General features: G+C 71.9%; 15 protein-coding genes. 2 read left to right on the top strand and 13 right to left on the bottom strand.

Annotation, left to right across the window (positions count from 1 at the left end):
- Positions 1 to 17: 17 nt before the first annotated feature.
- Positions 18 to 2,249: a hypothetical protein gene (locus ACWTPI_RS22660; RefSeq protein WP_454732776.1), complete on the bottom strand. Its 2,232-nt coding sequence runs from the start codon at positions 2,247 to 2,249 to the stop codon at positions 18 to 20.
- Between the two features lie 817 nt (positions 2,250 to 3,066).
- Here ACWTPI_RS22660 and ACWTPI_RS22655 point away from each other — a divergent pair.
- Positions 3,067 to 6,339, top strand: a complete 3,273-nt coding sequence (locus ACWTPI_RS22655; RefSeq protein WP_020204078.1) for an ATP-binding protein — start codon at positions 3,067 to 3,069, stop codon at positions 6,337 to 6,339.
- Between the two features lie 40 nt (positions 6,340 to 6,379).
- Here the strand turns inward: ACWTPI_RS22655 and ACWTPI_RS22650 are convergent, their stop codons facing one another.
- Positions 6,380 to 7,018, bottom strand: coding sequence for a response regulator transcription factor (locus tag ACWTPI_RS22650; protein WP_020204079.1), 639 nt, complete (start codon positions 7,016 to 7,018; stop codon positions 6,380 to 6,382).
- A gap of 548 nt (positions 7,019 to 7,566) precedes the next feature.
- Here ACWTPI_RS22650 and ACWTPI_RS22645 point away from each other — a divergent pair.
- A complete protein-coding gene (locus ACWTPI_RS22645) occupies positions 7,567 to 8,277 on the top strand; it encodes a response regulator transcription factor (protein WP_043366914.1) in 711 nt (236 codons plus the stop codon).
- Between the two features lie 15 nt (positions 8,278 to 8,292).
- Here ACWTPI_RS22645 and ACWTPI_RS22640 read toward each other — a convergent pair whose 3' ends face one another.
- The 11 genes from ACWTPI_RS22640 to ACWTPI_RS22590 form a co-directional block, all read right to left on the bottom strand.
- Positions 8,293 to 8,490, bottom strand: a complete 198-nt coding sequence (locus ACWTPI_RS22640) for a hypothetical protein (protein ID WP_156173951.1) — start codon at positions 8,488 to 8,490, stop codon at positions 8,293 to 8,295.
- A 323-nt stretch (positions 8,491 to 8,813) separates the two neighbouring features.
- Positions 8,814 to 11,249, bottom strand: coding sequence for a polysaccharide biosynthesis tyrosine autokinase (locus ACWTPI_RS22635; RefSeq protein ID WP_454732775.1), 2,436 nt, complete (start codon positions 11,247 to 11,249; stop codon positions 8,814 to 8,816).
- Positions 11,246 to 12,055 (bottom strand): Crp/Fnr family transcriptional regulator, encoded by an 810-nt coding sequence (locus ACWTPI_RS22630; protein ID WP_020204083.1) that lies wholly within the window; start codon positions 12,053 to 12,055, stop codon positions 11,246 to 11,248. The genes ACWTPI_RS22635 and ACWTPI_RS22630 overlap by 4 nt, the downstream gene beginning before the upstream one ends.
- Before the next feature lie 176 nt (positions 12,056 to 12,231).
- The gene (locus ACWTPI_RS22625) at positions 12,232 to 13,974 is read right to left on the bottom strand and encodes an FAD-dependent oxidoreductase (protein WP_454732774.1); all 1,743 of its coding nucleotides are present in this window, start codon (positions 13,972 to 13,974) and stop codon (positions 12,232 to 12,234) included.
- A 158-nt stretch (positions 13,975 to 14,132) separates the two neighbouring features.
- Complete coding sequence (locus ACWTPI_RS22620) at positions 14,133 to 15,374, bottom strand: glycosyltransferase (RefSeq protein WP_454732773.1); 1,242 nt, start codon at positions 15,372 to 15,374, stop codon at positions 14,133 to 14,135.
- On the bottom strand, positions 15,371 to 16,843 hold the full coding sequence (locus ACWTPI_RS22615; protein ID WP_454732772.1) for a hypothetical protein: 1,473 nt from the start codon (positions 16,841 to 16,843) through the stop codon (positions 15,371 to 15,373). The genes ACWTPI_RS22620 and ACWTPI_RS22615 overlap by 4 nt, the downstream gene beginning before the upstream one ends.
- 226 nt (positions 16,844 to 17,069) lie before the next feature.
- Positions 17,070 to 18,374: a WcaI family glycosyltransferase gene (locus ACWTPI_RS22610; protein ID WP_454732771.1), complete on the bottom strand. Its 1,305-nt coding sequence runs from the start codon at positions 18,372 to 18,374 to the stop codon at positions 17,070 to 17,072.
- 56 nt (positions 18,375 to 18,430) lie between these two features.
- Positions 18,431 to 19,609 carry a glycosyltransferase family 4 protein gene (locus ACWTPI_RS22605; RefSeq protein ID WP_454732770.1) on the bottom strand — a complete coding sequence of 393 codons (1,179 nt, stop codon included), beginning with the start codon at positions 19,607 to 19,609 and terminating at the stop codon, positions 18,431 to 18,433.
- A gap of 19 nt (positions 19,610 to 19,628) precedes the next feature.
- On the bottom strand, positions 19,629 to 20,618 hold the full coding sequence (locus ACWTPI_RS22600) for a GDP-L-fucose synthase family protein (protein ID WP_059413852.1): 990 nt from the start codon (positions 20,616 to 20,618) through the stop codon (positions 19,629 to 19,631).
- 41 nt (positions 20,619 to 20,659) lie between these two features.
- Positions 20,660 to 21,778 (bottom strand): GDP-mannose 4,6-dehydratase, encoded by a 1,119-nt coding sequence (gene gmd, locus ACWTPI_RS22595; RefSeq protein ID WP_059413854.1) that lies wholly within the window; start codon positions 21,776 to 21,778, stop codon positions 20,660 to 20,662.
- Positions 21,779 to 21,844: 66 nt separating this feature from the next.
- Entirely contained in the window at positions 21,845 to 24,070 is a 2,226-nt protein-coding gene (locus ACWTPI_RS22590; protein ID WP_020206122.1) for a polysaccharide biosynthesis tyrosine autokinase, read from the bottom strand.
- Positions 24,071 to 24,074: the final 4 nt, after the last annotated feature.

Raw genomic sequence — 24,074 nt, 5'->3', positions numbered from 1 at the left:
GGGAGGCGAAGCGGGCGCTACATGTCCTTGAGCCACCGCGACTCGACAAAGCCGCGGTCGTTGTAGAGGCGCATCAGCGTGTCCTTGGGAACGGCCTTGAGGCGCGACTTGGCGATCTTCCCGCCGCCGCCCTCCTCCCACGCGGACTCCCAGACGGTCGCCAGCGTCAGCGCGCCGTCGACCATCCGGGCGATCGTCGCCTCGCCGAGTTCCGCCCACATGGCGTCGAGCTGGCCGCGCCCCTTGTTCCTGAGGTAGCAGTCCACCACCGTCTCGGGCGGCAGCGCGGCGATCGTGCGCCGCATGAGCTGGACCACGGCGTCGGCCGCGGCGTCGCCGCCGGTGAAGCGCTTCTTCACGCGCTTGCCCCTGGCCTGCCGCGCCATGCGCGCGACCAGGTCGGGCGCGTTCGCGTCCAGCATCGCGGTCTCGTAGACCGAATGGACCTTTTCCTCCTCCGGGTGGCCCGGATGCCCGTGGTGCAGCTCGGAGACGTGCAGCGGCTGGCAGCCGTCGCCGATGTAGTGGGCCAGCACGCCGGCGGCGCAGACGTAGCCCGCCACGTCGCCGTCGCCGGCGAAGCCGACCATCGCCTCGTAGAGCTGCCTGACGCGGAACGGCAGCGCCCCGCGGTGCTTGTCGGCCGGGGACGGCGCCAGGGCATCGTAGAAGCGGGTCCAGGCCTGCGCCGTGCGCGAGGTCTTGTCCGCCGCCCACAGCGCGAGCAGCGTCTGCCCGGCGAATTCGCCCTCGCCGGGCTGGTCCATGTCCGCGAAGTGGTTGGCCTCGTCCATCTTGCGCGTGTAGCGCCACACCAGGTCCGGCACGTCGGCCAGCGCGACGAAGGCGGTGCGGTCGCTCGCGCCGGGCAGGTTGCCGGCGCTGACGTCCTCGTCGCTCACCGAGATGCGCTGCGCGTTCGCGGCGAGCAGCGTGGCCAGCTCCGGCGCGCCGGCCATGAAGCAGGCCGCGTAGCCGATCTTGTAGTGGCCGACCTTGCCCCAGTACTGGCTGTGCCCGACGTTCCAGTCGCGCACGATCTCGACGTCGAGCTGGCGGCATACCGCGCTCAGCGTGCTGGCCAGCGCGAACTCCACCGGCTGCGCGCCGGCGCCGAAGAAGCCCTGCCCGCCCCACTGGATGCCGACCGGGCGGTACGCCCGCGTGCGCGCGTTCCCGCCCTGCCCGTCCTCCGCGCCCGGTCCCTCCTCCCCGGCCTTGCCGTCGCCGAACGCCAGCGCGTCCGCGGCTTCGTCCCAGAACCACAGGCTGCCGGAATCGCCCGGGCGCGTGTCCACCGAGGCGGCGCCGGCCCGCGGCCCGATCAGCAGCTCGGCCACGTGGTCCGTGCCGCCGAGCGTGGCATAACGGAAGAACAGCCCCTGTATCTCGCCGCGCGCGCCGCCCTTGTCCGCGCCGGCCGCGCGGGCGAACACCGGGCAGCCGATGATGTCGAGGCTGAGCGTGTTGGCGTTGATGTCGAGCGGCGCCCCGATGCGCCCGACGCCGAGCACCTGGCAGGTCCACGACTGGATGTCGTCGATCAGCACCAGCCCGGCATCCAGCGTGACCAGCGTCTGCACGCCCGCGAAGCCGGGATAGAGGTCGGACAGCGGGTACTTGCCCGCCATGCGGCCCTCGGCGGTGCCGAGCTGGCGCTTGCCGCCGCGGTCGTAGGTGTAGAGGCGCTCGCCGGCATCGCCGGCCACGTGGCTGCTGGTCAGCGCGTAGGAGTACGCGCCGTCGGACACGATGCCGCCGATGGTGCCGCGCAGGGTGGTGCCCTGCGCGTCGCGGAAGATCGGATAACCGCCGCCGACGAGACCGGTCGGAAAGGACAGGCCGGCGCCGGCGGACAGGTCGGCCTGCCGCCGCGAGGCCAGCACCACGCAGGTGGGCACCACGCGCCCGTCCGGCAGGTACAGCCGGGGCGGGACGATGGCCTCCGGATGCCGGCTGAGCGTGTCGAGCCCGACCCACATATCCACGAACACCAGCACCGCGGGCCACGACCAGTCCCGGATGACGCTGTTCTCGAGCGTCCTGGGCGGGGCGCCCGCGCCCGGCGGGCGGTGGCTCAGCCGCGGGTCGCTGGCGTTGTCGTCGTCCTTGCGGATGCGGTAGCGGCCCACCGCGGTGCCCACCACGTGCGGCAGGTTGGCGATGTGGACGTGATAGCGGTCCCGCGCTTCGAGCAGGTCCTGCACGGTCAGCGACTTGAATTCGGTGCGGCGCGCGAATCGGTCCACGGGCTCCCCTCCTGCGTGGCGTTTGTGGTGGGTCCGGTGCCGGGACGCGCGGGTCTTCCCACCCTTTCGTGCTTCCGTCCGCTCGTCTCTTCGTGCCCTGGCCGTTGGCCGCAGGCGGCCCGCGGGCACGCGCGCGGCGAAGGCCGTCCACCGGTTGCTGGGAATTATGTGCAATGGCCGGGAATTACCCAATAACCAATATTTACATCTGATATTCGAAATGCTTGTCGCATCTCCCATGTCAATTCCGTGACAGGTGAATTTGATTTTTCATTCGAATTTCCGAATATCGGAATGCCGCAAAACATCGCCACGGCATACCGCCGAAAGCACCGTCCTCGGACCGCGTCGGATTCCTCCGTCACCGCGCAAAGCGCCACAACGCAAGCCATTTTCGCCAACGGCCCGCCGGAACGAGGCCGGCGCCGGAGCCGAGGCACGGGGAAAGCACCTGCCCTTCCCAGGCCGCGCGTCCTAGGCAATGGCGTACCCCAGCACCGGAAAGGGCCGACATCTATTTCGGATATTTCGCAACGCAACTGCCCAAGGCGGCCTTTACATTTGTCACAATTGCCGCCCCCGATCCAGCGGCCTCCTCCAGGCCCCGGCAGCTCACCCAGTTCCTGCCGGCCCCCCTGCCTTTGACGAGAAATGCCTTATGTGCCGCTGTTTTCCCCCATGCTCCGCCAATAGTCTGCCGCCTCGGGGAACGCATCTGCCGGCCACGTGGCAGCCGCGCCGCCTGGCCCGCTGCCTCGCGGCGTCGCTGCTGGCGCTGTGCCTGCCCGCGCAGGCGGATCCGGCCCCGGCCACCGCCGTGCCGCCCGCCGCCCCCTTCAGCCTGCAGCTTCGCCTGGCGCCCTCGCCGGCCGCGGGCGGCGCGCAGTGGGCGGCGCCGCTGCCGGACAGCCCGGCGCTGGCCGCCTGGCGCCGCGCCGGCGCCGGCCTGCGGGTCGGCGTGGCGGGCAACTACCTGCCGCCGTTCGACCTGGTCGACCTGGAAGGGGAATACCGCGGGATCTCGGCCGACTATCTCGCCGTGCTCGCCGCGCGCATGGGCGTGCCGCTGCGCGTCATGCGCTACCCGTCGCCGCAGGCCGCGCGGCGCGCGCTCGACCAGGGCGCGGTCGACCTCGTCACCACCGTGCTGGACGGCCAGCCCGGCGGCCTGCGCACCGCGCCCTACCGCGCGCACCGCCTGGTCGAGGTCATCTCGCGCCGCGACAGCCGCCACAACGAGGCGACGCGCGCCATCGGCTACCTGCGCGGCGAGGTCTCGCCCGCCGCGCTGGAGCAGGCCTACCCGGACGCGCCGCTGCGCGCGTTCGACAACCTGCTCGGCGCGCTCGACGAACTGGTGCGCAAGGCGGACTTCGTGATGGTCACCAGCGCCGCCGCGGCCAGCTACCTGATCGACCAGTACAGCTACGGCGAACTGACCGCGCGCAACTTCGCGCCGATCACCCCGGAGGGCGTGCGCTTCGCCGTCGCCGACCCCGCCCTGGGCAGCCTCGTCGAGCGCGCGCTGGCCGGCCTGCCGGCGGCGCTGCAGCGCCAGATCGACAATGCCTGGGTGCCCGGCTCGCTCGAATTCCACCTCGCCGACAAGCTCAACCTGTCCGCCGCGGAAAGCGCCTGGCTGGCGCGCCACCGCGACGTGCGCTACCTGGCTTCGCGCGATCTCGTGCCCTTCCAGTTCATCGGCGCCGGCCAGCAGCTCGAAGGGCTGACCGAGCAGGTGCTGCAACTGGTCGGGCAGCGCACCGGACTGCGTTTCGTGCCGTACTGGCCGGCCACGGCGGCGACGGCCAGCGCCGACCTCGACAGCGGCGCGCTGGACGTCGTGCCGATCCTGCCGATCAACCATCCGGACGCCGGCACCGGCAGCCTGCCGGTGAGCGCGCCGTACTACTCGGGCAACTGGGTGGTGGTCGCGCAGGCCGGCGACGACAGCATCCACAGCGTGGCCGACCTCGCCGGCAAGGTCGTCGCGGGACCGCCGTTCAACGGCATCCAGGAACTGGTGGGCGCCAGCTACCCGGTCAGCCGGCGCGAGACCGGCACCTACGAGGAAGCGTTCCGCATGGTGGCCGCGGGCAAGGCGGACGCCACCATCGCCAGCGCCTTCATGGCCGACTACATGCTCAAGCGCGCCTACGCGGGCCGGCTGCGCATCGCCGCGGCGACGGGCGGCATGCCGCTCGAGGTCGGCCTCGGCGTGACCCGGCAGCACCCGGAGCTGCTGGCCATCCTCAACAAGGCCCTGCTCAGCATCTCGCGCGACGACCTCGGCGCCATGCGCGCGCAATGGACCCAGGCCGGCGTGCCGGTGCTGGCCTGGCGCCAGCTGCTGCCGTGGCTGATCGCCGGCGCGGCCGTGCCGCTGGTGGTGAGCGCGCTGTTCCTGGGCTGGGTGACGTCGCTGCGGCGCCAGGTCACGCAGCGCAGCGCGGCCGAGCACGCCCTGCTGGACCAGCTCGCGTTCCAGGCCACGGTGCTGGACGGCATCCCGCAGCCGATCTTCCTGCGCGACAGCGCGCTGCGCATGATCACCTGCAACCGCGCCTACGAGGCGGCGCTCGGCACCTCGCGCGAAGTGCTGCGCGGCACCGCGCCGTCCTATGCGCGCGCCGTGATCAAGCCCGATATCGGCTCGCAGGAGCAGATGGACATCTACCGGCGCGTGCTGGACACCGGCCAGCCCTTCGCCGCGGACCGCCGCCTGATGGTCGACGGCGTGGCGCGCAGCGTCACCAGCTGGGTGACGCAGCTGCGCCGCGCCGACGGCGGCACCGCCGGCATCGTGGGCGGCTGGATCGACGTGACCGAGCGCGAGCAGATGCTGGCCGAGCTGGCCGGCGCCAAGGACCGCGCGGAGGCCGCGAACCGCGCCAAGTCCACCTTCCTGGCCTCGATCAGCCATGAGATCCGCACGCCGATGAACGCCATCCTCGGCATGCTGGAACTGATGCTCACGCGCCGCCGCGGCGAGCACGACCGCGAGCAGCTCGGCACCGCGCACAGCGCCGCGACCTCGCTGCTGTCGCTGCTCGACGACATCCTCGACCTGTCCAAGATGGAAGCCGGGCAGTTCACGCTGCAGCCGCGCGCGGCGAGCCTGCGCGACGGCCTGCAGGAGGTGGCGCGCATGTTCCGCCCGGTGGCGTCGCAGAAAGGGCTGGCGCTGACGCTGGACGCGGACGCGGCGGTCGCGCCCGCGCACATGGTGGACATGCTGCGCATCCGCCAGGTCATCGGCAATTTCGTCTCCAACGCGATCCGCTTCACCGAGCGCGGCGGCGTGCGCATCCGCCTGCATGGCGAGGCCGTGCGCGAAGCGCGGCAGGCGCTGGAGATCGTCATCGAGGACAGCGGCATCGGCATCCCGGCCGAGGCCATCGGCAAGCTGTTCCGCCCGTTCGCCCAGGTGGAGTCCGCCGGCCGCCCCAACATCGGCGGCACCGGGCTGGGCCTGTCGATCTCGCACAACCTGGTGCGCAAGATGGGCGGGCAGGTCACGCTGGAGAGCGAGCCCGGCCAGGGCACGCGGATCCGGGTGCGGCTGGAGCTGCCGGTGTGCGCCGCGGCGCCGGCGCTGGCGGCCCCGCCCGGGCCGCGCGGCGGCTTCGCGCCGTTCCCGCCGGGCCGGCGCGTCCTGGTGGTGGACGACCACGCGCCCAACCGCCTGCTGCTGGTGCGCCAGCTGCAGCGGCTCGGCATTGCCTCGTGCACGGCGGAAGACGGCGCGCTGGGCCTGCAGGCGATCCTGCGGGAGTCGCCGGACCTGGTGATCTGCGACTGCATGATGCCGGTGATGGACGGCTTCGGCCTGGCCAGCGCGGTGCGCGCGCGGCACGACGCCGCCAGCCGGGTCCCGATCATCGGCTGCACCGCCAGCGGCCAGGCCGAGGACCACCGGCGCGCGCTGGCCGCGGGCATGAACGCGGTGATCGTCAAGCCGGTCGGGCTGGCGGTGCTGGAGCGCACGCTGCGCGGTTATCTCGGCGCCGGCGCGCAGGCGGTGGAAGTGGCGGAGGTGGCGGCGGGCAAGACCGCGGCGGAGATGGCCGAGGAACGGCCCGAAGACTGACTAGAGGCCGGCGCCGCCGCGCCGCGGCGCGGTCATGGCGTCACTGCCCCGGCGAGAGCCGGCAGCGCCGCGCGAAGTCGACCAGGTCCACCAGCGAGTTGACCTGCAGCTTGCCCATGATGCGGGTCTTGTGGCTGCTCACCGTCTTGTTGCTGATGAACAGCAGCTCGCCGATGGCCTTGTTGGACAGGCCGCGCACGAGCATCTGCAGGATCACGATCTCCTTGTCCGACAGCAGCATGAGCCGCTCCTCGTCGGCGCGCTGCGACACCGGCGGCAGGTCGCGCTCGTGGCGCATCTCGGGGAACACGGTGTAGCCGGCCATCACCGCCTCGACGCAACGCACGATCTCCTTCATGTCCTGCATCTTGCTCACGAAGCCCTGCGCGCCGGCCTGCCGCGCGCGCGGCGCGAAGGTGGCCTGGTCCTGGCCGGAGATCACGAGGATGCGGATCGGCGGGTGCAGCAGCTTGAGCCGGGGAATCACGTCGAGGCCGCTGATGCGCGGGATGTCCAGGTCCAGGATGGCGAGGTCGGGCTCGAACTGCCGCACGGCCTCGATGGCCGCCTGGCCATTGTCCGCTTCCAGGATGTTGCTGACCCCCAGCACTTGCGACAACTGTGTCTTGATCACCAGGCGCAATGCCGGATGATCATCGACGATCAGGATCGTTGCCACGCGCGTTCTCCCCAAGATTCCCAAAGACAGCTCATTCTCCGACTGCTCACGCTCCGCCCGCCTCCGGCGCCTTACCGTGATTTTGCGGGTGAAGCGCGGATTATGTTATGAAATTACGCCACGGGCGCCGGGAATTGTCTGCACAAAATGTCGGAAATTTCCCAAAAGAGTTGCGGCACTGCGGAATATGCACTTCCCCGACGGCGCCCGGGCGGGGGCCGGAAGGTGGCCGACGGCGCCCCGGCGGGCCGTCCGGCGCATGGCCGCCGCGCCCGCGGCCGCGATGCGGAAGTTTCAGCGGGGGTTGGCGGAAAAAACGCGGCGCGCCATGCGAAACGGCGCCGCGGCGTGCCATGCGCGGCCGGCGCGCCCGCCGCGAAAGCCGCGAGCTACGGCGATTTGCCGAAATTTCGCAAACCGCCGCCGCGCCGTCGGGGATAAAGTCTGAAGCCGATGTCCTTGCCGGCGCCCCGCGCCGCCGTGCCCACCACGATCCCCGCGTGCCCGCGCACCGTCTTCCCGGATATGAGCCCATGCAGGCCGATGCTATGTCCTCCAAAACCCTAATCGTCATCGCCGACGACCATCCCGTCATGCTGCTGGGCCTGCGCGGCCTGCTGGCACAGTTCGACAGCGTGGAGATCGCCGGCGTCGCCCGCAACTCCACCGAGCTGCTCACGGTGCTGAGCCGGCGTCCGTGCGACATCCTGCTGACCGATTTCGTCATGCCGGGGGGTGCCCACGGCGACGGCATGCACATGCTCGAACTCGTGCGCAGCCACTATCCCGAGCTCTGGATCCTGGTCGTGACGATGATGGACAACCCCGGCCAGATCGGCAAGCTGGCGCGATTCGAGCGGCTGTCGGTGGTGAGCAAGCTCGACGATGCGTCGCACATCGCGACCGCGCTGGGGCAGATGCTGGTCGGACGCCGCTACCTGTCGCCGACCATCCAGGCGCTGCAGGACAGCGCCGGCATGCAGGTGGATCCGCGCGTGCGCTTCGGCGCGCTCAGCCCGCGCGAGATCAGCGTCATCCGCCTGTACCTGACCGGCATGTCGGTCAGCCAGATCGCGGCCAACCTCGGCCGCAGCATCAAGACCATCAGCACGCAGAAGATGTCGGCCATGCGCAAGCTGGGCCTGCGCGGCGACATGGACCTGTTCAGCTACGCCACCTCCACCGGCCTGCTCGGCCAGACGCGGCCGCACGCCGGCGGCAAGCCCGCGGATGCCGCGGGCGAGGGCAGCCTGCCTTAACCCGCGGCGGCGGCCTCAGGCCTGTCCGCGCGGGTGGCGCTGCGCGGCGCCGGCATCGGTATCGACCCCGGCGCGCCACGGCTGGCCGGGGCCGACGTGGTCGCCGGGGGCCGCGGGCGCGGCCTGCATCTCGAAACCGGGATCGGGCAGGGGCACGGTGATCGTCGCCATCAGGGACAACGGGCACCACCAGAGCGCTTTCAACAGATTCATTTGTCCCCTCCTTGCCCGCATCGGGGCCGAAGACCACGGCCGGTGACGACTGACCGGCTATCCGGCTTTATTCGATGCATTTCACCATGAATGCCGTGGACTGTTCCACCGCATAACGGCTGCCGGAAGGCCTCAATTGAGGGTTGTCACAAACATTTCATCGTGCTACGCGCGGAACGTGCCGTCCCGCGCACGTGCGGGCACGGACGCGGCGGCCGGAGCGCGGCGCGAGGCGGTCCGCGCGAACCCCGGCACACAGTGAATTCGAGGGTTCAAGGGTTCAAGGGTTCAAGGGTTCGCGCGCGGCGCCGGCGAGGCGGCGCTCAGCAGATCCGCCAGCCGGGCGTGCCGGGGTCTTCGAGCGGCGTGGCGCGCAGGTAGCTGGTGGTCTCGCCGCAGCGCTCGCGGTTGCTGCGGCGCAACTGCAGGCCATTGAGCACCCCGCCGATCACGTTGGCGCGCGCGCGCTCGAGCTGCTTGAGGGCCTCGCTCACCTTCTCCTGCGGCGTGCAGTCGGCGCGCACGAACAGCAGCGTGGAGCCGGCCAGGCGCCCCACCAGCGCCGCGTCCGCCACCGCCAGGATCGGCGGCGTATCCACCAGGATCAGGTCGAAGCCGGCGTCGCAGGTCAGCAGCAGCTCGCGCAGCGCCGGCAGCATCAGCAGCTCGGACGGGTTCACCGGCCGCGTGCCGGCGGCGAGCAGCCACAGGCCGGGCACCGCGGTGGGCCGGATCGCATCGTGCAGGGCCAGCGTGCCGCACAGCAGGTCGGCCAGCCCCGGCATGCCATCCAGCCCGAACTGGCCGGCCACGCGGGCGCGGCGCAGGTCGCCGTCGACCAGCAGCACGCGCATGCCGGCCTCGGCCGCCAGCACCGCCAGGTTGACCGCGCCGAAGGTCTTGCCGGCGCCCGCCGACGCGCTGGTGACGGCGACGATGTGGTTGGCCGCGCCCTCCATCGCGAAATGCAGCGCCGCGCGCAGCGTGCGCAGCCCTTCCACGGCCGGCGCGTGCGGATATTGCCGCGCCAGCAGGTAGCGGTCGTGCAGCGCGGGCGGCGGCTCGCCGGCCGCCTCCGGCTGCATCGTGGCCGGCGAGACCGCGCCGCGCAGCGCCGCGCGCGCGCCGTCCACGCCCGACGGCAGGCACATGGCCTGGGCCCGCTCGCCGGCCAGCAGCGTGGGCGCGATCAGCGAGCGCGGCGACGCCTGGCTGCGGCGCTCGAGCTCGGCCTGCTCGGGGCTGAACACCACCTCGCCCACCATCGGCAGCGCCAGCGTGCTCTCGATCTCCGGCGCGCTGTCCATGCCCTGGCGCGCGCGCCCCTTGTAGACCGCCAGCGCGGCGCTGGCCAGCAGGCCCAGCAAGGCCGCCAGCGCGGTCAGCAGGCCCCGCTGCGGGCCGACCGGCAGCGCCGGGGCCACGGCGAAGTCCACCAGCCGCACGTCGCTGGTGCGGTCGGACTGCGCCAGCGCCAGCGCCTGCGCCTGGCGGCGCAGGGCCATGTAGGTGTCCTCGGCCACCTTCACGTCGCGCGTCAGCGAGGCCGATTCGCGCTCGGCCTCGGTCAGGCCCTTGCGCTGCGTCTCCAGGTTGCGGCGGTCGCTGGCGAGCTGCTGGAGCTGGTCGTCGACGGCCTGCACTTCCTGGCTTTCGGTGGTGTACTTGCGCAGCAGGCGCGCGCGCTCGATGCGCAGCGCGGAGATCTGCTTCTGGTAGTCGATGCTGCCGCTCAGGTACGACTTCGATTCCTCGGTGGGCTGCATCGAGCCGGCGCGGGCGCGGTAGCGCGCGAGCGCGGCCTCGGCCTGCTCGAGCTGCGCCTTCACGCGCGGCAGCTCGCCGGTGATGAAGTCGAGCTGCTGGTCGGCCTGCTCGCGCCGCTGGCCGACCTCGGTGTCGGAGATCGAGTGCGCCACCGCGTTGACCACGGCGGCGGCGCGCGCGGGGTCGCCGTCGCGCCAGGCGATGCGCACCGCCTGCGGCGCGGCGCCGGCCGTGCCCGCGACCGTGCCGGCCGTGCCCGGCTGCGCTTCCACCATGAGCCCGCGCACCAGCAGGTCGTAGGCCGTGACCGGGTCGCGCCGCGTCAGCGTGAAGCGCGTGCCCGCGCGCGCGTCCAGCCGCGCCAGCTTCATCGACACGCCTTCGCCGCGCACCACGTCGCCGGCCTTGCCGGCGAGCAGCGTGGCGCCGTCGGCGCGCTCCAGGCGGAACTCGCCGTCGCCGAGCGCCACCAGCGTGAGCGGCTGGTTGAGCAGGGCCTCGGGCACGTTCAGCGCCAGCACGTCGATGCGCTCGCCGCCCCAGGCATAACCGGACAGCGCGTCCAGGCCCGCCGGCGGCGCCAGCGGCGCGCCGTCGGCGGCGCCGGCGAAGCGCGCCCACAGCGGCCCGATGAGCGGCACCACGCGCGCCGCCGCGACGATGTCGAGCCGGGACTCGCGCACCACCGGCGTGAGCACCGCGCGGCTGGTCAGCGCGTCCGGGCGCAGCTCGCCGGCGGGCGGCGCGGCGGACTGGCCGCCCGGGCCGCTTCCCTTGCCCGCCTCGGGCCGCGCCTCGGGCCGCACCAGCACGTCGGCCTGGTAGACCGCGGGCAGCGACCACGCATAGATCGCGCCGCACAGCGCCGCGCCGGCGGTGGCGCCGGCGATCATCCCGGCATGGTCGTGCCATGCGCGGGCCATGCCGCGGCGCACGGCCGCGGCCGGCGCCCGGAATGCCGGCGCGGGGCCGGCTTGGGTGAAGGTATTCACAGGCAGCTCCCTGAATGGGCTGAATGCGACGGATGCGCGCCGGCGGAGCCGGGCCGTGCCCGGCCGCCGCCGTCGAGCAGGCACAGCTCGGCGGGCCGCCCGGACAGCAGGCGCCCGTACTCGCGCGTGACCAGGCCATAGCATTCGCAGGCGTGCAGCTCCAGCCGGCGCCGGTCGATCAGCGTGATGTGGCCCCGGCTGTAATGGATCAGGCCCAGGTCGGCGAGCTTGCCGGCGGCCTCCGTCACCCCTTCGCGGCGCACGCCCAGGCGCGCGGCGATCACCTGCTGGGTGATGGCGATCTCGTTGGAGCACAGGCGGTCGGCGGTCAGCAGCAGCCAGCGGCACACCTGCTGGCTCAACGAGTGGTAGCGGTTGCACACCGCGGTCTGCGCGATCTGCGTCATCAGCGCCTGCACGTACAGCAGCGCCGCGCGCAGCGTGGCCGGCGAGCGCAGCAGTTCCTGCCGCAGCCGCACCGAGCTCAGGCGGAAGCCGTAGCCGGGGGTCTGCACCTCGAAGCGGAACGGCATGGCCTGCCCGCCCGTGACCACCGGGATGCCGACCATGCCCTCGCTGCCCACGGTGGCGATCTCGATGGCGGTGCCGTCCTCGAGGAAGGACAGCATCGACACCACCGCGGTGGTCGGGAAGTAGACGTGGTTGGTGTGCTGGCCGGTATCGCAGAGCAACTGCCCGGGACGCATGCGCACCAGCTCGACGTAGTCGGAGAGCGCGCCCCAGTCTTCGCGCGGCAGGCCGCGCAGCAGCAAGTTCACGTCCGGAGACAGTCGCTGGCCGTACATAGTCGTTCCCTCCGCCAATCCTGGCCGCTCTCCTGGCCGCCCGCGCGCGGCGCCGGCCGGCGGCACGCCACGCATGCCGCAAGATCTGCGCCAATGCCGGCCCGCCGCGGCTGCGTTCGTGATTGCTGGCAACACCGTCACGCCTGTCACCTCCCGCTGCGTCAAGTGACGCCCGGCTACTCCTTCGGCATCGGCATCAGCCCGGGCCCGGCCGGCGCGATCGCGGCCGCCGCGAGCGCCAGGCTCTCCTCCGGCACGGCCGCGGGTGCCTTGCGCGGCGCCTCCGCGTCGCTCTTGTACGTCGCGCCCGGCATGGCGACCTCGCGCGCGATATGCTCGCCCAGCCGCAGCGACAGCGCGGCGATGGTGATGGTGGGGAAGTTCGCGCCCACGGTCGGGAACACCGAGCTGCCCGCCACGTAGAGGTTGGCCAGGCCGTGCACGCGGCAGTTGCGGTCCACCACGCCCGATCTTGGCGAATCGTGCATGCGCGTGGTGCCCATGTGGTGCCACGTCCCTTCGAGCGAGGCCGGCCACGGCTGCCCCTCGGTGGGCGGATCGAGCGTGACCTGCGCCACGCCGCTGCGCTGCAGCTCGTCGGCCAGCAGCGCGAAGGTGCGGTCGAAGGTGCGCTGCACCAGGCTGCCCACGCGCCAGTGCACGCGCACGCGCGGCAGGCCGAGCCGGTCGCGCTGGTCGCACAGCGTCACGCGGCTGTGCGGATCGGGCTCCGCTTCCACGATGGCCTGCATCTTGACGCCGGTGATCAGCGAGCGCGGCTGCAGCAGCCGCGTCAGCCCGAAGCCCACGGTGTCGATCGGGTGCGCGGCCATCGTCAGCAGGTCGCGGCTGACCTTGCGCCCGGGCTGCTCCTTCTTCAGCAGCGCCTGCTTGGCACGGATCAGCGCCTCCGCGCCGCGGCTGCCCTCGCCGTAGAACAGCGAGAAAAACCACACGCGCGAATTGAGCAGCCCCTCGCGCTCCAGCACCGCCGGCTTGAGCGCGAACTGCGAGGACACGTGCGTGCCGTGGGCTTTGACCGCCGCGTTCTGGTAGTGGTACTTGATGTCGTACAGCTTGTTGCGCTCCCACGCCCTGCTGAAGCGCACGCTGCCGGACATCAGGCGCGGATGGTCCATGAAATAGCGCCCCACCAGATCGGCGCCGTTGCCCAGCCCAGCCGGCTGCACGCCGTTCGAGGCCAGCAGCAGGCGCGCGTTCTCGATGCCGCCGGTGGCCAGCACGAACAGCCGCGCCGCCACCTTGAGGCGCCGCCCGCTGAGCGTGGCCACCGACACCCGCGTGACCGACGAAGCATCCGCGTTGGCGTCGATGTTGACCACGTTGGCGTACAGGTAGACCTTGACGCGCTGCGACTTCTCCAGTTGCGGGCGGTACAGCTTGCCGAAGCGCGCCGGCGGGCTGAACTGCGAGATGGTGTCGCGGATGTGCCCGCCGGTGAGCGGCAGGCGCCGCACGTCGTGGCGCCGGATGGAAGCCTCCCAGTAGGCCGGGTCGAAATTGTTGGGCCCGAGCTTGAGCAGCGCGTGGGTGCGCTCGTAGAACGGCGTGAGCTCGTCGAGCCCGAACGGCCAGCCGCTGTGCGCGACCCAGCTGCGCCGCTCCAGGTCCCACGGGTCCAGCGGCCGGCACCAGCCGCCCCAGCAGTTGCTGCTGCCGCCGAGATAGCGGCTGCGGCAGCCGTCGGCGAAGGCGTAGGGCAGGCCGCTGTTCTCGCCGCGGTAGAGGTCGCGGGTGTCGTCGTCGGCGCTGTAGCCGCCGCTTTCCAGCAGGCAGGCATCGATGCCCAGGCGGTCCATCTCCAGCGCCAGCGTGATGCCGGCCACGCCGGCACCGATGATGCAGACGGTGCTGTGCACGACGGTGTCGTCCTGCAGTTTTCTTGTGTCGATGAACATGGCCTGCTCCCCGCTCGCCGGACGCGCGGCCCGGCGGCAACCCCTTCGCTGTCGATCCATCTTCCTACGGCGTGCTCGCCGGCGTTCGCCAACATTGCGCCAACGGCGGCCAAGCGCGCCCGCCCTCGCCTCCCTTCGCCTGTTCTTCCGCGCCGGCGTCAGCCGTCGCCGGCGCGCCAGCCCGGCACCGGCACCGCGCGCGCGGCCTCCTGCGCCGGCTTGCGGCCATGCTCGTGCGCGGGCGGCTCGGCCTGCAGCACGCGCAGCAGGTCGCCGGCCATGCCCTCGACCGAGAAGCGCCGCGCGAAGCTGGCCTGCGCGCACGCGCGCATGGCACCGCGCTCGCGCTCTCCCAGGGCGAACCAGCAGCGCAGCAGCGCTTCCGTGCCCTGCGCCGTGTCCGGCGCGGCCAGGCCGGCGCCGTCGCCCTCGACCTCGCGCCAGATGTTCACCTTGTCGGAGATCAGCACCGGCACGCCGCACGCCATCGCCTCGGCCACCGCGATGCCGAAGTTCTCCTGGTGCGAAGGCAGCACGAACACGTCGCTGGCGCGGAACGCGCCCCATTTCATCGGGCCGTCGAGCATGCCGGGCCAGCTCACGCGCGCGCCGATGCCGGCCGCCGCCGCCTGCGCGCGCAGCCGCTCGCCCCAGCCCGCGCCGTCGGGGCCGGCCATCACCAGGTGCGCGTCGGGATAGCGCGCGGCGGCACGGCCGAACGCCTCGATCAGCAGGTCGCAGCCCTTTTTCTCGTGGATGCGGCCGAGGAACAGCACGATGCGCTTGCCGCGCAGCTCGGGATGCGCGGCCAGGAAGCGCTCGCGCGGCGGCACGCCGGGCGCGTCTTCCGGCGGCGGCGCCTGCGTGCCGAAGCTGACCACGCGCGCGCGCACCCGGTACAGCCAGAACGACCGGGCGGCCAGGCGGCGCTCTTCCTCGGCGGTAAACAGCACCGCCCGCGCGTCGCGCAGCACGCGGTATTCCGCCCACGGCCAGTACAGCCATTTCTTCAGGTGCTTGAGCGGATAGGCGCGCTTGAACCACGGGTCGAGCATGCCGTGCGGGTAGACGTAGTAGGGCACGTCCAGCTTGCGCAGCGCGCGCCAGGTCCCGAAGCCGTGGTATTGCCACAGGCCGTTGACGATCACCGCGTCGAACTCGCGCGCGTGCGCGCGCAGCCACGGCACCAGCCGCGGCGAGTAGTGATAGAAGCCGCGCGCCGGCCCGAGCGCATGCAGCGGCAGCGTGAAGCCGGCCACGCCGGGCGCGTCCGGCGCGTCGAGCGACAGCACCTCGACCTTGTGGCCCAGCGCCAGCAGCTGGGCGCTGCCCTGGCGCACGCTTTCCACCGGACCGCCGCCGCGCGGATCGACCGACGCCAGTACATGGAGGATCTTCATGTGGACGCCCCGCTCGGTTGATGGCGCAGGCGCGGCACCTGCGCGGCCGGGTCCGCCGCGGCTGCCGCGACCACCGCCGGCGCCGGCAGCGGCAGCGGATGCGGGTAGGCGCCGCCGGGCAGCGGCGGCCACGCCGGCGCGGCCGGCCCGGCAGCCGGCGCTTGCTGCGCCGGCGCTTCCTGCCTGCCGCGGGCCTCGGCGCGCAGCAGGCGCGCATGCGTGGCCACCAGCAGGCCCAGCGCCACGCCGTACAGCAGGCCCGAGAAGCGCGGCCCGAGCGGATTGCCGCCGATCGAGGCAGCCGGCAGCGAGGCCAGCACCAGCAGCGCGCGCCCGAGCACGGCCAGGTACGGCGCGTCCGGCGCCACGCGGCGCCAGTGCCGGTAGGCCACGCTGCCGCGGTACAGCGCGTACAGCACGATCGCCGGCAGGGCGATGCCGAACAGCAGGCCGCCGGCGAACAACTGGTAGACCCAGAAGTTGTGCCCGGCCGTCCATTCGTTGATGGCGTAGAACTCCTTCTCGGTCATCTGCCCGGTGAGCGCCGGCAGGTAGGCCGGCGAATAGCGGTAGTAGTGCCCGTAGCCCTTGCCGACCAGCAGCGAGGTCTTGTTCTGCGTGACCTGGTCGTACTGGTCCTTGAGCTCGGCCAGGCGGGTGGCGGTGGTCGGGTCGATGCCGGACTCGGTCGCCTTGGCCGCGGCGAGGCGCTGCGTCCAGTGCGCGGCGACGCTCGGGAACAGCGCCGAGCCGATCAGCGCGGTGCCGCCCGCGAGCGTGGCCGTAATGACCGTGGCGCGCAGCGCAGCGCGCATCAGGTGCCGGATCGACGGCGCGCTGAGCCAGGTCGCGAACAGGAACAGCAGGGCCGTGCCGACCAACAGGCTGCGCGTCACGCTCAGCATCTCGATCACCACGCTGACGATGAACAGCAGCAGGTTCATCTTCGTCACCCGCCGCGCGATGACGAACTCATGCAGCAGCACGCCCTGCAGCACCAGGAAGGCCGGCGAGACGATGCGAAAGCGCACGTTCTCCAGCCCGCCGCCGACCGCCATGCCATAGGCGAAGGTAAACAGCAGCGACACCGCCACCGCGTTGAACATGACGCCCTCGATGTACGCCAGCCGGTCCTCCGGCCACGGATGGCGCGCCGCCAGGTAGCCGAGCAGCAGCAGCAGGAACGGCAGCAGCACGCGCAGGTAGTTGCCGAGGTCGTTGCCCTGCACGAGCTGGGCCACCAGGCTGCCCGGCACCGTCAGCAGCAGCGCCGCCATCGCCAGCCGGCTCAGTTGCGTGCGCCCGGTGAAGCGCGGCGCGATCAGCGCCAGCGCCGCGGCCGCGCCGACGGCGGGCACCGTCAGCAGGATCTGCAGGATCCGCGTGCCGTTCTCGTCCACGCTCTTGAAGTCGAGCGCGAGCGGATACAGCATCAGCCAGATCCACAGCGGTGCGAAGCGGTTGCGCATGGCGGCGGCCCTCCGTCAGCCGCGGCGGGCCCGCGCGGCGCGCGCGCGCCGCGGCGCCGGCCGGCCCGCGCATGGCGCGGCCATGCCGCTGCCCGCGGGCAGCGCTGCCTGTTGTGTAGCGGACATCTTGCTTTTCCCCCAACTGTTCTTGTACCCGTCCAGCCCGGCTTGCCTGTTCCTCCGCTCTCCCCTTGTCCTTTGCCTGTTCCCTACGTGTGTTGCGGCGCTACTCCGTCTTGCCCGGCCGCAGCGCGTGCGCCGCCAGGTCTTCCGCGCCGCGCGCGTCCGCCGCCTGCGGCTGCTCGGGGCCCTCGCCGCACAGCGCGCGCAGCCGCGCGTCGAGGCGCGCGAGCACGGCGCCGGAAGACAGCGTGGCCTCGGCATAGGCGCGCGCCGCCGCGCCCAGCCCGGCGCGGCGCGCGGCGTCCGCGGCCAGCGTCTTGATGGCGGTGGCGAGCGCATCGATGTCGTCGGGCGGCACCGCCACGCCGCGCCCCGCCACCGCGGCGAACAGCTCGGTTCCGGCATTGGCCATCGCCACGGTCGGGCGGCCGCTGGCCAGCATGCCGGTGAGCTTGGACGGCATCACGAGGTCGGCCGCGTCGCCGCGCTGCGGCAGCACGTGGATATCCGCGAGGTTGAGCAGCTCGTTGAGGCGGTCGGCCGGCTGCAGCGGCAGGAAGCGGCAGTTCTCCAGGCCCGCGCAGTAGGTCTCGAGCATGGGCCGCGCCGGGCCGGTGCCGCAGAACACGAAGGTGATGCCGGCATGGCCGGCCAGCGCCGCCACCGCGCACACCAGCACTTCCAGGCCCTGCTTCTCGCCCATGTTGCCGGCGTACAGCACCACGATCTGCCCGGGCGCGATGCCGAGCTCCCCGCGATAGGCGCTGGGCCGCCCGAGTGGGAAGATCGCCGCGGTGTCGACCCAGTTCGGCAGGCGGAACACGCGCGCGGCGCTCACGCCCTTGCGCGCGGCGTGCTCGGCCATCTTTTCCGAGATGGTGGACACCACGTCGAAGCGGCGCATCAGGAAGCGCTCCACTGCCAGCGCCGCGCGCCGCAGCCACGGGCGCCGCAGCAGGCCCAGTCCGAAGGCGGCGTCGACCTCGTAGTCCTGCACGTGCAGCCAGCTCCTGGCGCCGGCCAGGCGCGCCAGCGCCAGCGCCGCCGGCACGCTCATCAGGCTGGGCGCCACCGCGATGACGGCGTGCGGGCGCCACGCGGCCTGCGCCGCCAGCGCGGGCAGCGCGCCCAGCGCGAAGCTGGCCAGGTGCAGCAGGCGCGTGGCGCCGGTGGGCCGGCGCGGCACCCACAGCGGGGCGCGGTAGACCCGCACCCCGCCGCGCCACTCGCGGCTGTAGCGCGTGGCCGAATAGCCTTCGCCGACGCGCCAGTCCGGGTAGTAGGGCGGCGCGCAGACCACGCGGACCTCGTGGCCGGCGGCCGCCAGCGCCTCGGCCATCTCGGCCGTGTACTTGCCGGTTCCGGTCAGCTCCGGTGCGTAGTTCTGTCCGCAGACGAGGATTCTCACGGGTCGCTCCATCGAATTTGCGCGCGTGGCCCTGGGGCCGGGATGCCGCCGGCGCTTCAGGTCTGCACGCCGCCGGCGTGCTGGCGCAGGTCCGGCTCGCTGAGCATCGCCGCGCAGCCGCGCGCGATGTTCGATGCCGCGCTGGCGGGATCGAAGCGCCGGATCACGGCCAGGCAGCGCTCGGCGGTGGCCTGGGTGTCGGCGAAGGCCGCCACCGCGCGCGCCATGCCGGCCTGCAGCGCGGCGGCGTCGCGCACCGGCACCGCGAAGCCGGTCTCGCCTTCCAGCACCAGCTCGGGCACGCAGCCGCAGATGTCGCTGGCCACCGTCGGGCAGCCGTGGCTGAGCGCCTCGTTGACCACCAGGCCCCACGGCTCGCTGTAGCTCGGCAGCACCATGCACAGCGCGCGGTAGTACTCCTGCGACAGCTCCTCGTCCTGCTTGCTGCCGACCAGCTCCACCGCGTCCTCGATGCCGAGGCTGGCCGCCATCTGGCGCAGCGTGCCGGCCAGCGGGCCGGTGCCGACCATGCGCAGCGTCGCCGCGGGCAGTTGCCCGCGCAGCCCGGCGAAGGCGACCAGCAGGGTATCGAGCCCCTTTTCCTCGGACAGCCGGCCCACGTAGAGGAACACCGGCTTGCCGTCGGCGCGGTGGCTCAGCCGCTGGCGCACCACCTGCTCGGGCTGGTACGTGGCCGGCATGGCGGCCGCCTGGCATGGCGTGAAGATGCGCTCGGGCCGCGCGCCGAGCGACATCAGGTATTCGCGGCTGCGCTCGCCGAAGCCGAAATAGCCGTGGCACAGCGAGAAGAACAGCCGCTTGGGAATCGACGTCACCATGCGCCGCGGCCGGTCGTGCCCGGTGGAGTCGCAGAACACCGCGCGCCGCTTGCCGGTGACGATGCAGGCCAGCAGCATGGCCCAGTATTCGGGCCGGTGGTAGCCGGGCAGCACCACCAGCTCGCTCCTGGCCTTGATCACTTCCCAGGTCAGGCGCGCGGTCATCTTCCAGCGCGGCACGTCCTCGTAGCAGCCGGCGTAGAGCTGGTGCATCGGGTACTTGTGGAACGAGTAGTCGACGTCGGAGAAGCCCACGCGGTAGTACTCGGTCTCCGCGATCTGCACCATCGTGTAGCGGATCGGGCTGGCCGCCGACTGGCTGTACAGCGCCGACAGCACGGCGCCCTTGTGGCGCGACCAGACGACGTTGTGGAATATGGTCACTGAAGCTGCCATGATTCGCTCCTTTATCTCGTCACTCGATGACGGCGCTTGCCTGTGCGCCGGCCTCGGCCGGCGCACCCCCGGGCATCACGCCATCCCTGCGCGCCGCGTACTCCCGGTAGACGGCTTCGAGGCCTTGGTCGAGGCCGATCGCGGGCTGCCAGCCAAGCTGCGCGAGGCGCGACACGTCGAGCCGCTTGCTCGGCGTGCCGTCCGGCTTCGCGGCGTCGAACACCAGGCCGCCGCGAAAACCCGCCACGCGGCAGATGCGCTCGGCCAGCTCGCGGATCGGCAGGTCGGCGCCGGTGCCCACGTTGAACACACCTTCGGCCACGCCGCGCTCGAGCACGAACAGCGTCGCCGCGGCGAGGTCGTCGACGTGGAGGAATTCGCGCCGCGGCGTGCCGGTGCCCCAGACCTGCAGGCTCGGCGCGCCCTCCTTGACCGCGGTGTAGGCCTTGCTGACCAGCGCCGGCAGCACGTGGCTGGTGGCCAGGTCGTAGTTGTCGTTGGGGCCGTACAGGTTGGTCGGCATCAGCGAGACGTAGCGCGTGCCGTACTGCCGGTTGTAGGCCTCGCACAGCTTCAGCCCGGCGATCTTGGCGATGGCGTAGGCCTCGTTGGTGCGCTCCAGCGGCCCGCTCAGCAGGTACTCCTCGCGGATCGGCTGCGGGCAGTCGCGCGGATAGATGCACGACGAGCCGAAGAACACCAGCCGGCCCACGCCGGCCTGGTAGGCGGCGTGGATCACGTTGGTCTCGATCGCCAGGTTCTCGTAGAGGAAGTTGACCGGCCGCAGCGCGTTGGCGAGGATGCCGCCGACGCGCGCCGCGGCCAGCAGCACCACGTCGATGCCCTCGTCGGCGAAGAAGCGGTGCACCGCGCCCTGGTCGGTCAGGTCCAGCTCGGCGCGGCTGCGCGTGACGAGGTTGCGGTATCCCGCGGCGCGCAGCCGGCGCAGCAGCGCGGAGCCCACCATGCCGTTGTGCCCGGCGATATAGATGACGGCGTCTTTTTTCATGGCTCTCGATGCTCGATGGTCGTTTCGCTTGCGGATCGGCCCTACTCGTGGTGTTCCAGCGCCTGGAAGCCGGCCAGCGTCACCAGCGCGTCGCGCCGGGCGATCTGGAAGTCGGCCCGCACCATCTCCTTGACCAGCCTGGAGAACGGCGTGGCGGGCGACCAGCCGAGCTTGTCGTGGGCCTTGGACGGATCGCCGAGCAGCGTCTCCACCTCGGTCGGGCGGAAGTACTTGGGATCCACGCGCACGATCACCTTGCCCGGCGACAGGCGGGTCTCCTTGCCCTGCACGCGCTCGACCACGCCCACCTCGTCCACGCCCGTGCCTTCGAAACGCACCGTCACGCCGAGCTCGGCCGCGGCGCACTGCACGAACTCACGCACGCTGTACTGCACGCCGGTGGCGATGACGAAGTCCTCGGGCTTTTCCTGCTGCAGCATCAGCCACTGCATCTCGACGTAGTCGCGCGCGTGGCCCCAGTCGCGCAGCGCCGACAGGTTGCCCAGGTAGAACTCGTCCTGCAGCCCGACGGCGATGCGCGAGATCGCGCGCGTGATCTTGCGCGTGACGAAGGTCTCGCCGCGCACCGGGCTTTCGTGGTTGAACAGGATGCCGTTGCAGGCGTACATGCCGTAGGCCTCGCGGTAGTTGACCGTGATCCAGTAGGCGTAGAGCTTGGCCACCGCGTAGGGGCTGCGCGGATAGAACGGCGTGGTCTCCTTCTGCGGGATCTCCTGCACCAGGCCGTACAGCTCGGAGGTGGAGGCCTGGTAGAAGCGCGTCTTCTTCTCCAGCCCGAGGATGCGGATGGCCTCGAGCAGGCGCAGCGTGCCGAGGCCGTCGGCGTTGGCGGTGTACTCGGGTTCCTCGAACGACACCGCCACGTGGCTCTGCGCCGCCAGGTTGTAGATCTCGTCGGGCAGCACCTGCTGGATCACGCGCAGCATGCTGGCCGCGTCGGTCAGGTCGCCGTGATGCAGGAACAGGCGCCGGTCGGGGTCGTGCGGCTCGCGGTAGAGATGGTCGATGCGGTCGGTGTTGAACAGCGACGTGCGGCGCTTCACGCCGTGCACCTCGTATCCCTTTTCCAGCAGCAGCTCCGCGAGGTAGGAGCCATCCTGTCCGGTGATGCCTGTGATCAGAGCAACCTTGTGCGACATTGCGTTTCTCCTGCCGTGCGTTGGTGTTGGGGGGGCGGGTGCGAGGGAGAGGCGGCCGGCGCCCGGCTAGCGCGCGCCGCCCTGGTAGCCGTAGTAGCCGCCGTAGCTCGAGCGCAGCTGCAGCGGCGGCTTGGGCACGTCGGTCAGCAGCACGCCCTGCAGCAGCACGCTGCCGTTGTTCAGGCGCCGCGCGGTCTCGGCCACCTCGTTGGCGGAATGGCGGCCGTGCCGCACCACCAGCAGCGTGGTGCCGGCGTGCCGGCCCAGCAGCGCGGCGTCGGTCACGGCGAGCACGGGCGGCGTGTCGATGATCACCATGTCGTAGCGCTGCTTGAAGCAGTCGAGCAGGGAGTCCAGGCGGTCGCCCATCAGCAGCTCGGCCGGGTCGCCCGGCAGCGTGCCGCGCGGCAGCACGTCCAGCCCCGGCAGCACGTCATGCGTGACCGCCGATTCGATGTCGGTGCCCATCAGCGCGTCCGACAGGCCCGGCACCTGCGGCAGGCCGAAATGCGAGTGGACCTCGCCGCGGCGCATGTCGCCGTCGATCAGCAGCACGCGCTTGCGCCCGGTGGCCACCAGCGCGGCCAGGTTGACCGACATGAACGACTTGCCCGCGTCCTGGCTGGCGCCGGTGAGCATCACCACGTTGTTCCTGGCGCTGGCCAGCGCGCCCTGCAGGCTGGTGCGCAGGCTGCGCACGCCCTCCACCGCGATGTCGTCCGGCGCGCGCGCGGCCAGCACGCTCTGGCGGCTGCGGCCCAGGCGCAGCTCGCGCTGCAGGCGCAACTGGGTGCGGCTGCGCGGCACCACCGCGCACACCGGCACGCCCAGCATCCGCTCGAGCTCCTGCGGGTTCTCCACGCCGCCCCACAGCCCCTTGCGCAGGAACGCCAGCAGCGCGCCCAGCACCAGCCCCACGCCGCCGCTGATGAGCACCAGCACGGCGCGCTGCGGGCGCACCGGCTCGTCGGCCGGCTCGGCGAAGTCCACCACGCGCACGTTGCCCACCTGCCCGGCCTTGATCACGCGCAGTTGCTGGGCGTTGTTGAGCAGGTTGGTGTACAGCTCGGTGTTGACGCGCACGTCGCGCTCGAGCCGCACCGCGGTCTGCTCGGTGTCGGGCAGCACCGAGACGCGGCGCTTGAGCGCGCCCTGCTGCGCGGTCAGCGTGGCGATCTGCGCGGTGATCGCGCTCACCGCCGGGTTCTCGTCGGTATAGAGCGTGCGCACCTCGGCCAGGCGCGTGGTCAGCTTGTCGAGCGAGGCCTTGTTGTCGACGATCTGCTGCAGCAGCAGCCGGCTTTCCTCGCCCAGGTTGACGGTGCCCTGGCGGTTGCGGAAGGCGTTGTAGCGCTCCTCGGCCTGGTCCACCTGCTTGCGCAGCGCCGGCAACTGCTGGTCGAGGAAGGCCAGCGTGTGCTCGGCCTCGGCCGAGCGGCGGCCGATGTCCTGCTGCACGAACTGGCGCGCGATGGTGTTGATGATGTCGGCGGTGAGCTTGGCGCTGGGCCCTTCGATGCTGGCGCGGATGATGCCGGACTGCAGCGCCAGCTCGCCCACCGAGAGCGCGCGCTGCACGCGCTCCACGGTGCCCACGGTGGAATAGCGCACCAGCTCGAACTGCGAGCCCTTGCGCCCGGCCAGCTCGTCCACGCGCACGCTGACCGGGCCCAGCGGCGTGGCGGCGCTGGCTTCCTCGCCCACGCGCCCCTGCAGCACGGCCTTGCCTTCGGGGTCGCGCACGGTGAAGCTGCGCTCGCCGTCGGACACCAGCACGAAGCGCTTGCCATAGAACTTCTGCGGCGTCTCGAACGACGACACCGTGATCGACTCGGCGCCCCAGGCGTAGTCGGACAGGCCCAGCAGCGTGGTGGGCGCCGCCATGCCGTCGTTGAGCGACGCCAGCCAGCGCCCGACCACCGGGAAGTAGCGCGGCCCGGCGGCGATGTCCAGATGCAGCTTGCGCACCGCCTCTTCCACCACCAGCCGCGAGCGCAGCAGCTCGGTCTCGGCCGCCGCGGTGGACTTGGAGTCGAAGATCGACGACAGCGTCTGCAGCGAATTCTGGTTCTGGTTGTTGGGGTTGCCCTTGCTGTCCTCGACCTGGATCAGCGCGTCGGCGCGGTAGACCGGGCTTTGCAGCAGCGCGAAGGCGGTGCCCGCCAGCAGCGCGACCAGCGTGACCGCCGCGATCATGCGCCAGTTCTCCAGCAGCGTGACGAGGTAGTCGGACAGGCGAAGCTCCGTGGCACTGGAGACGTCGGTGTACTGGGTATCGAACTTGGCAGCCATAACA

The organism is Cupriavidus ulmosensis, from assembly GCF_977008105.1.
The sequence above is the reverse complement of the archived record's forward strand: the minus strand, read 5'-3'. Positions and strand labels throughout refer to the sequence as shown.

Coding starts and splice junctions, on each gene's coding strand:
- ACWTPI_RS22645 (WP_043366914.1), top strand. CDS start 7,567: ATGTCCTCCAAAACCCTAATCGTCATCGCCGACGACCATCCCGTCATG.
- ACWTPI_RS22640 (WP_156173951.1), bottom strand. CDS start 8,490: ATGAATCTGTTGAAAGCGCTCTGGTGGTGCCCGTTGTCCCTGATGGCG.
- ACWTPI_RS22630 (WP_020204083.1), bottom strand. CDS start 12,055: ATGTACGGCCAGCGACTGTCTCCGGACGTGAACTTGCTGCTGCGCGGC.
- ACWTPI_RS22625 (WP_454732774.1), bottom strand. CDS start 13,974: ATGTTCATCGACACAAGAAAACTGCAGGACGACACCGTCGTGCACAGC.
- ACWTPI_RS22620 (WP_454732773.1), bottom strand. CDS start 15,374: ATGAAGATCCTCCATGTACTGGCGTCGGTCGATCCGCGCGGCGGCGGT.
- ACWTPI_RS22615 (WP_454732772.1), bottom strand. CDS start 16,843: ATGCGCAACCGCTTCGCACCGCTGTGGATCTGGCTGATGCTGTATCCG.
- ACWTPI_RS22605 (WP_454732770.1), bottom strand. CDS start 19,609: ATGGCAGCTTCAGTGACCATATTCCACAACGTCGTCTGGTCGCGCCAC.
- ACWTPI_RS22600 (WP_059413852.1), bottom strand. CDS start 20,618: ATGAAAAAAGACGCCGTCATCTATATCGCCGGGCACAACGGCATGGTG.
- gmd (WP_059413854.1), bottom strand. CDS start 21,778: ATGTCGCACAAGGTTGCTCTGATCACAGGCATCACCGGACAGGATGGC.
- ACWTPI_RS22590 (WP_020206122.1), bottom strand. CDS start 24,070: ATGGCTGCCAAGTTCGATACCCAGTACACCGACGTCTCCAGTGCCACG.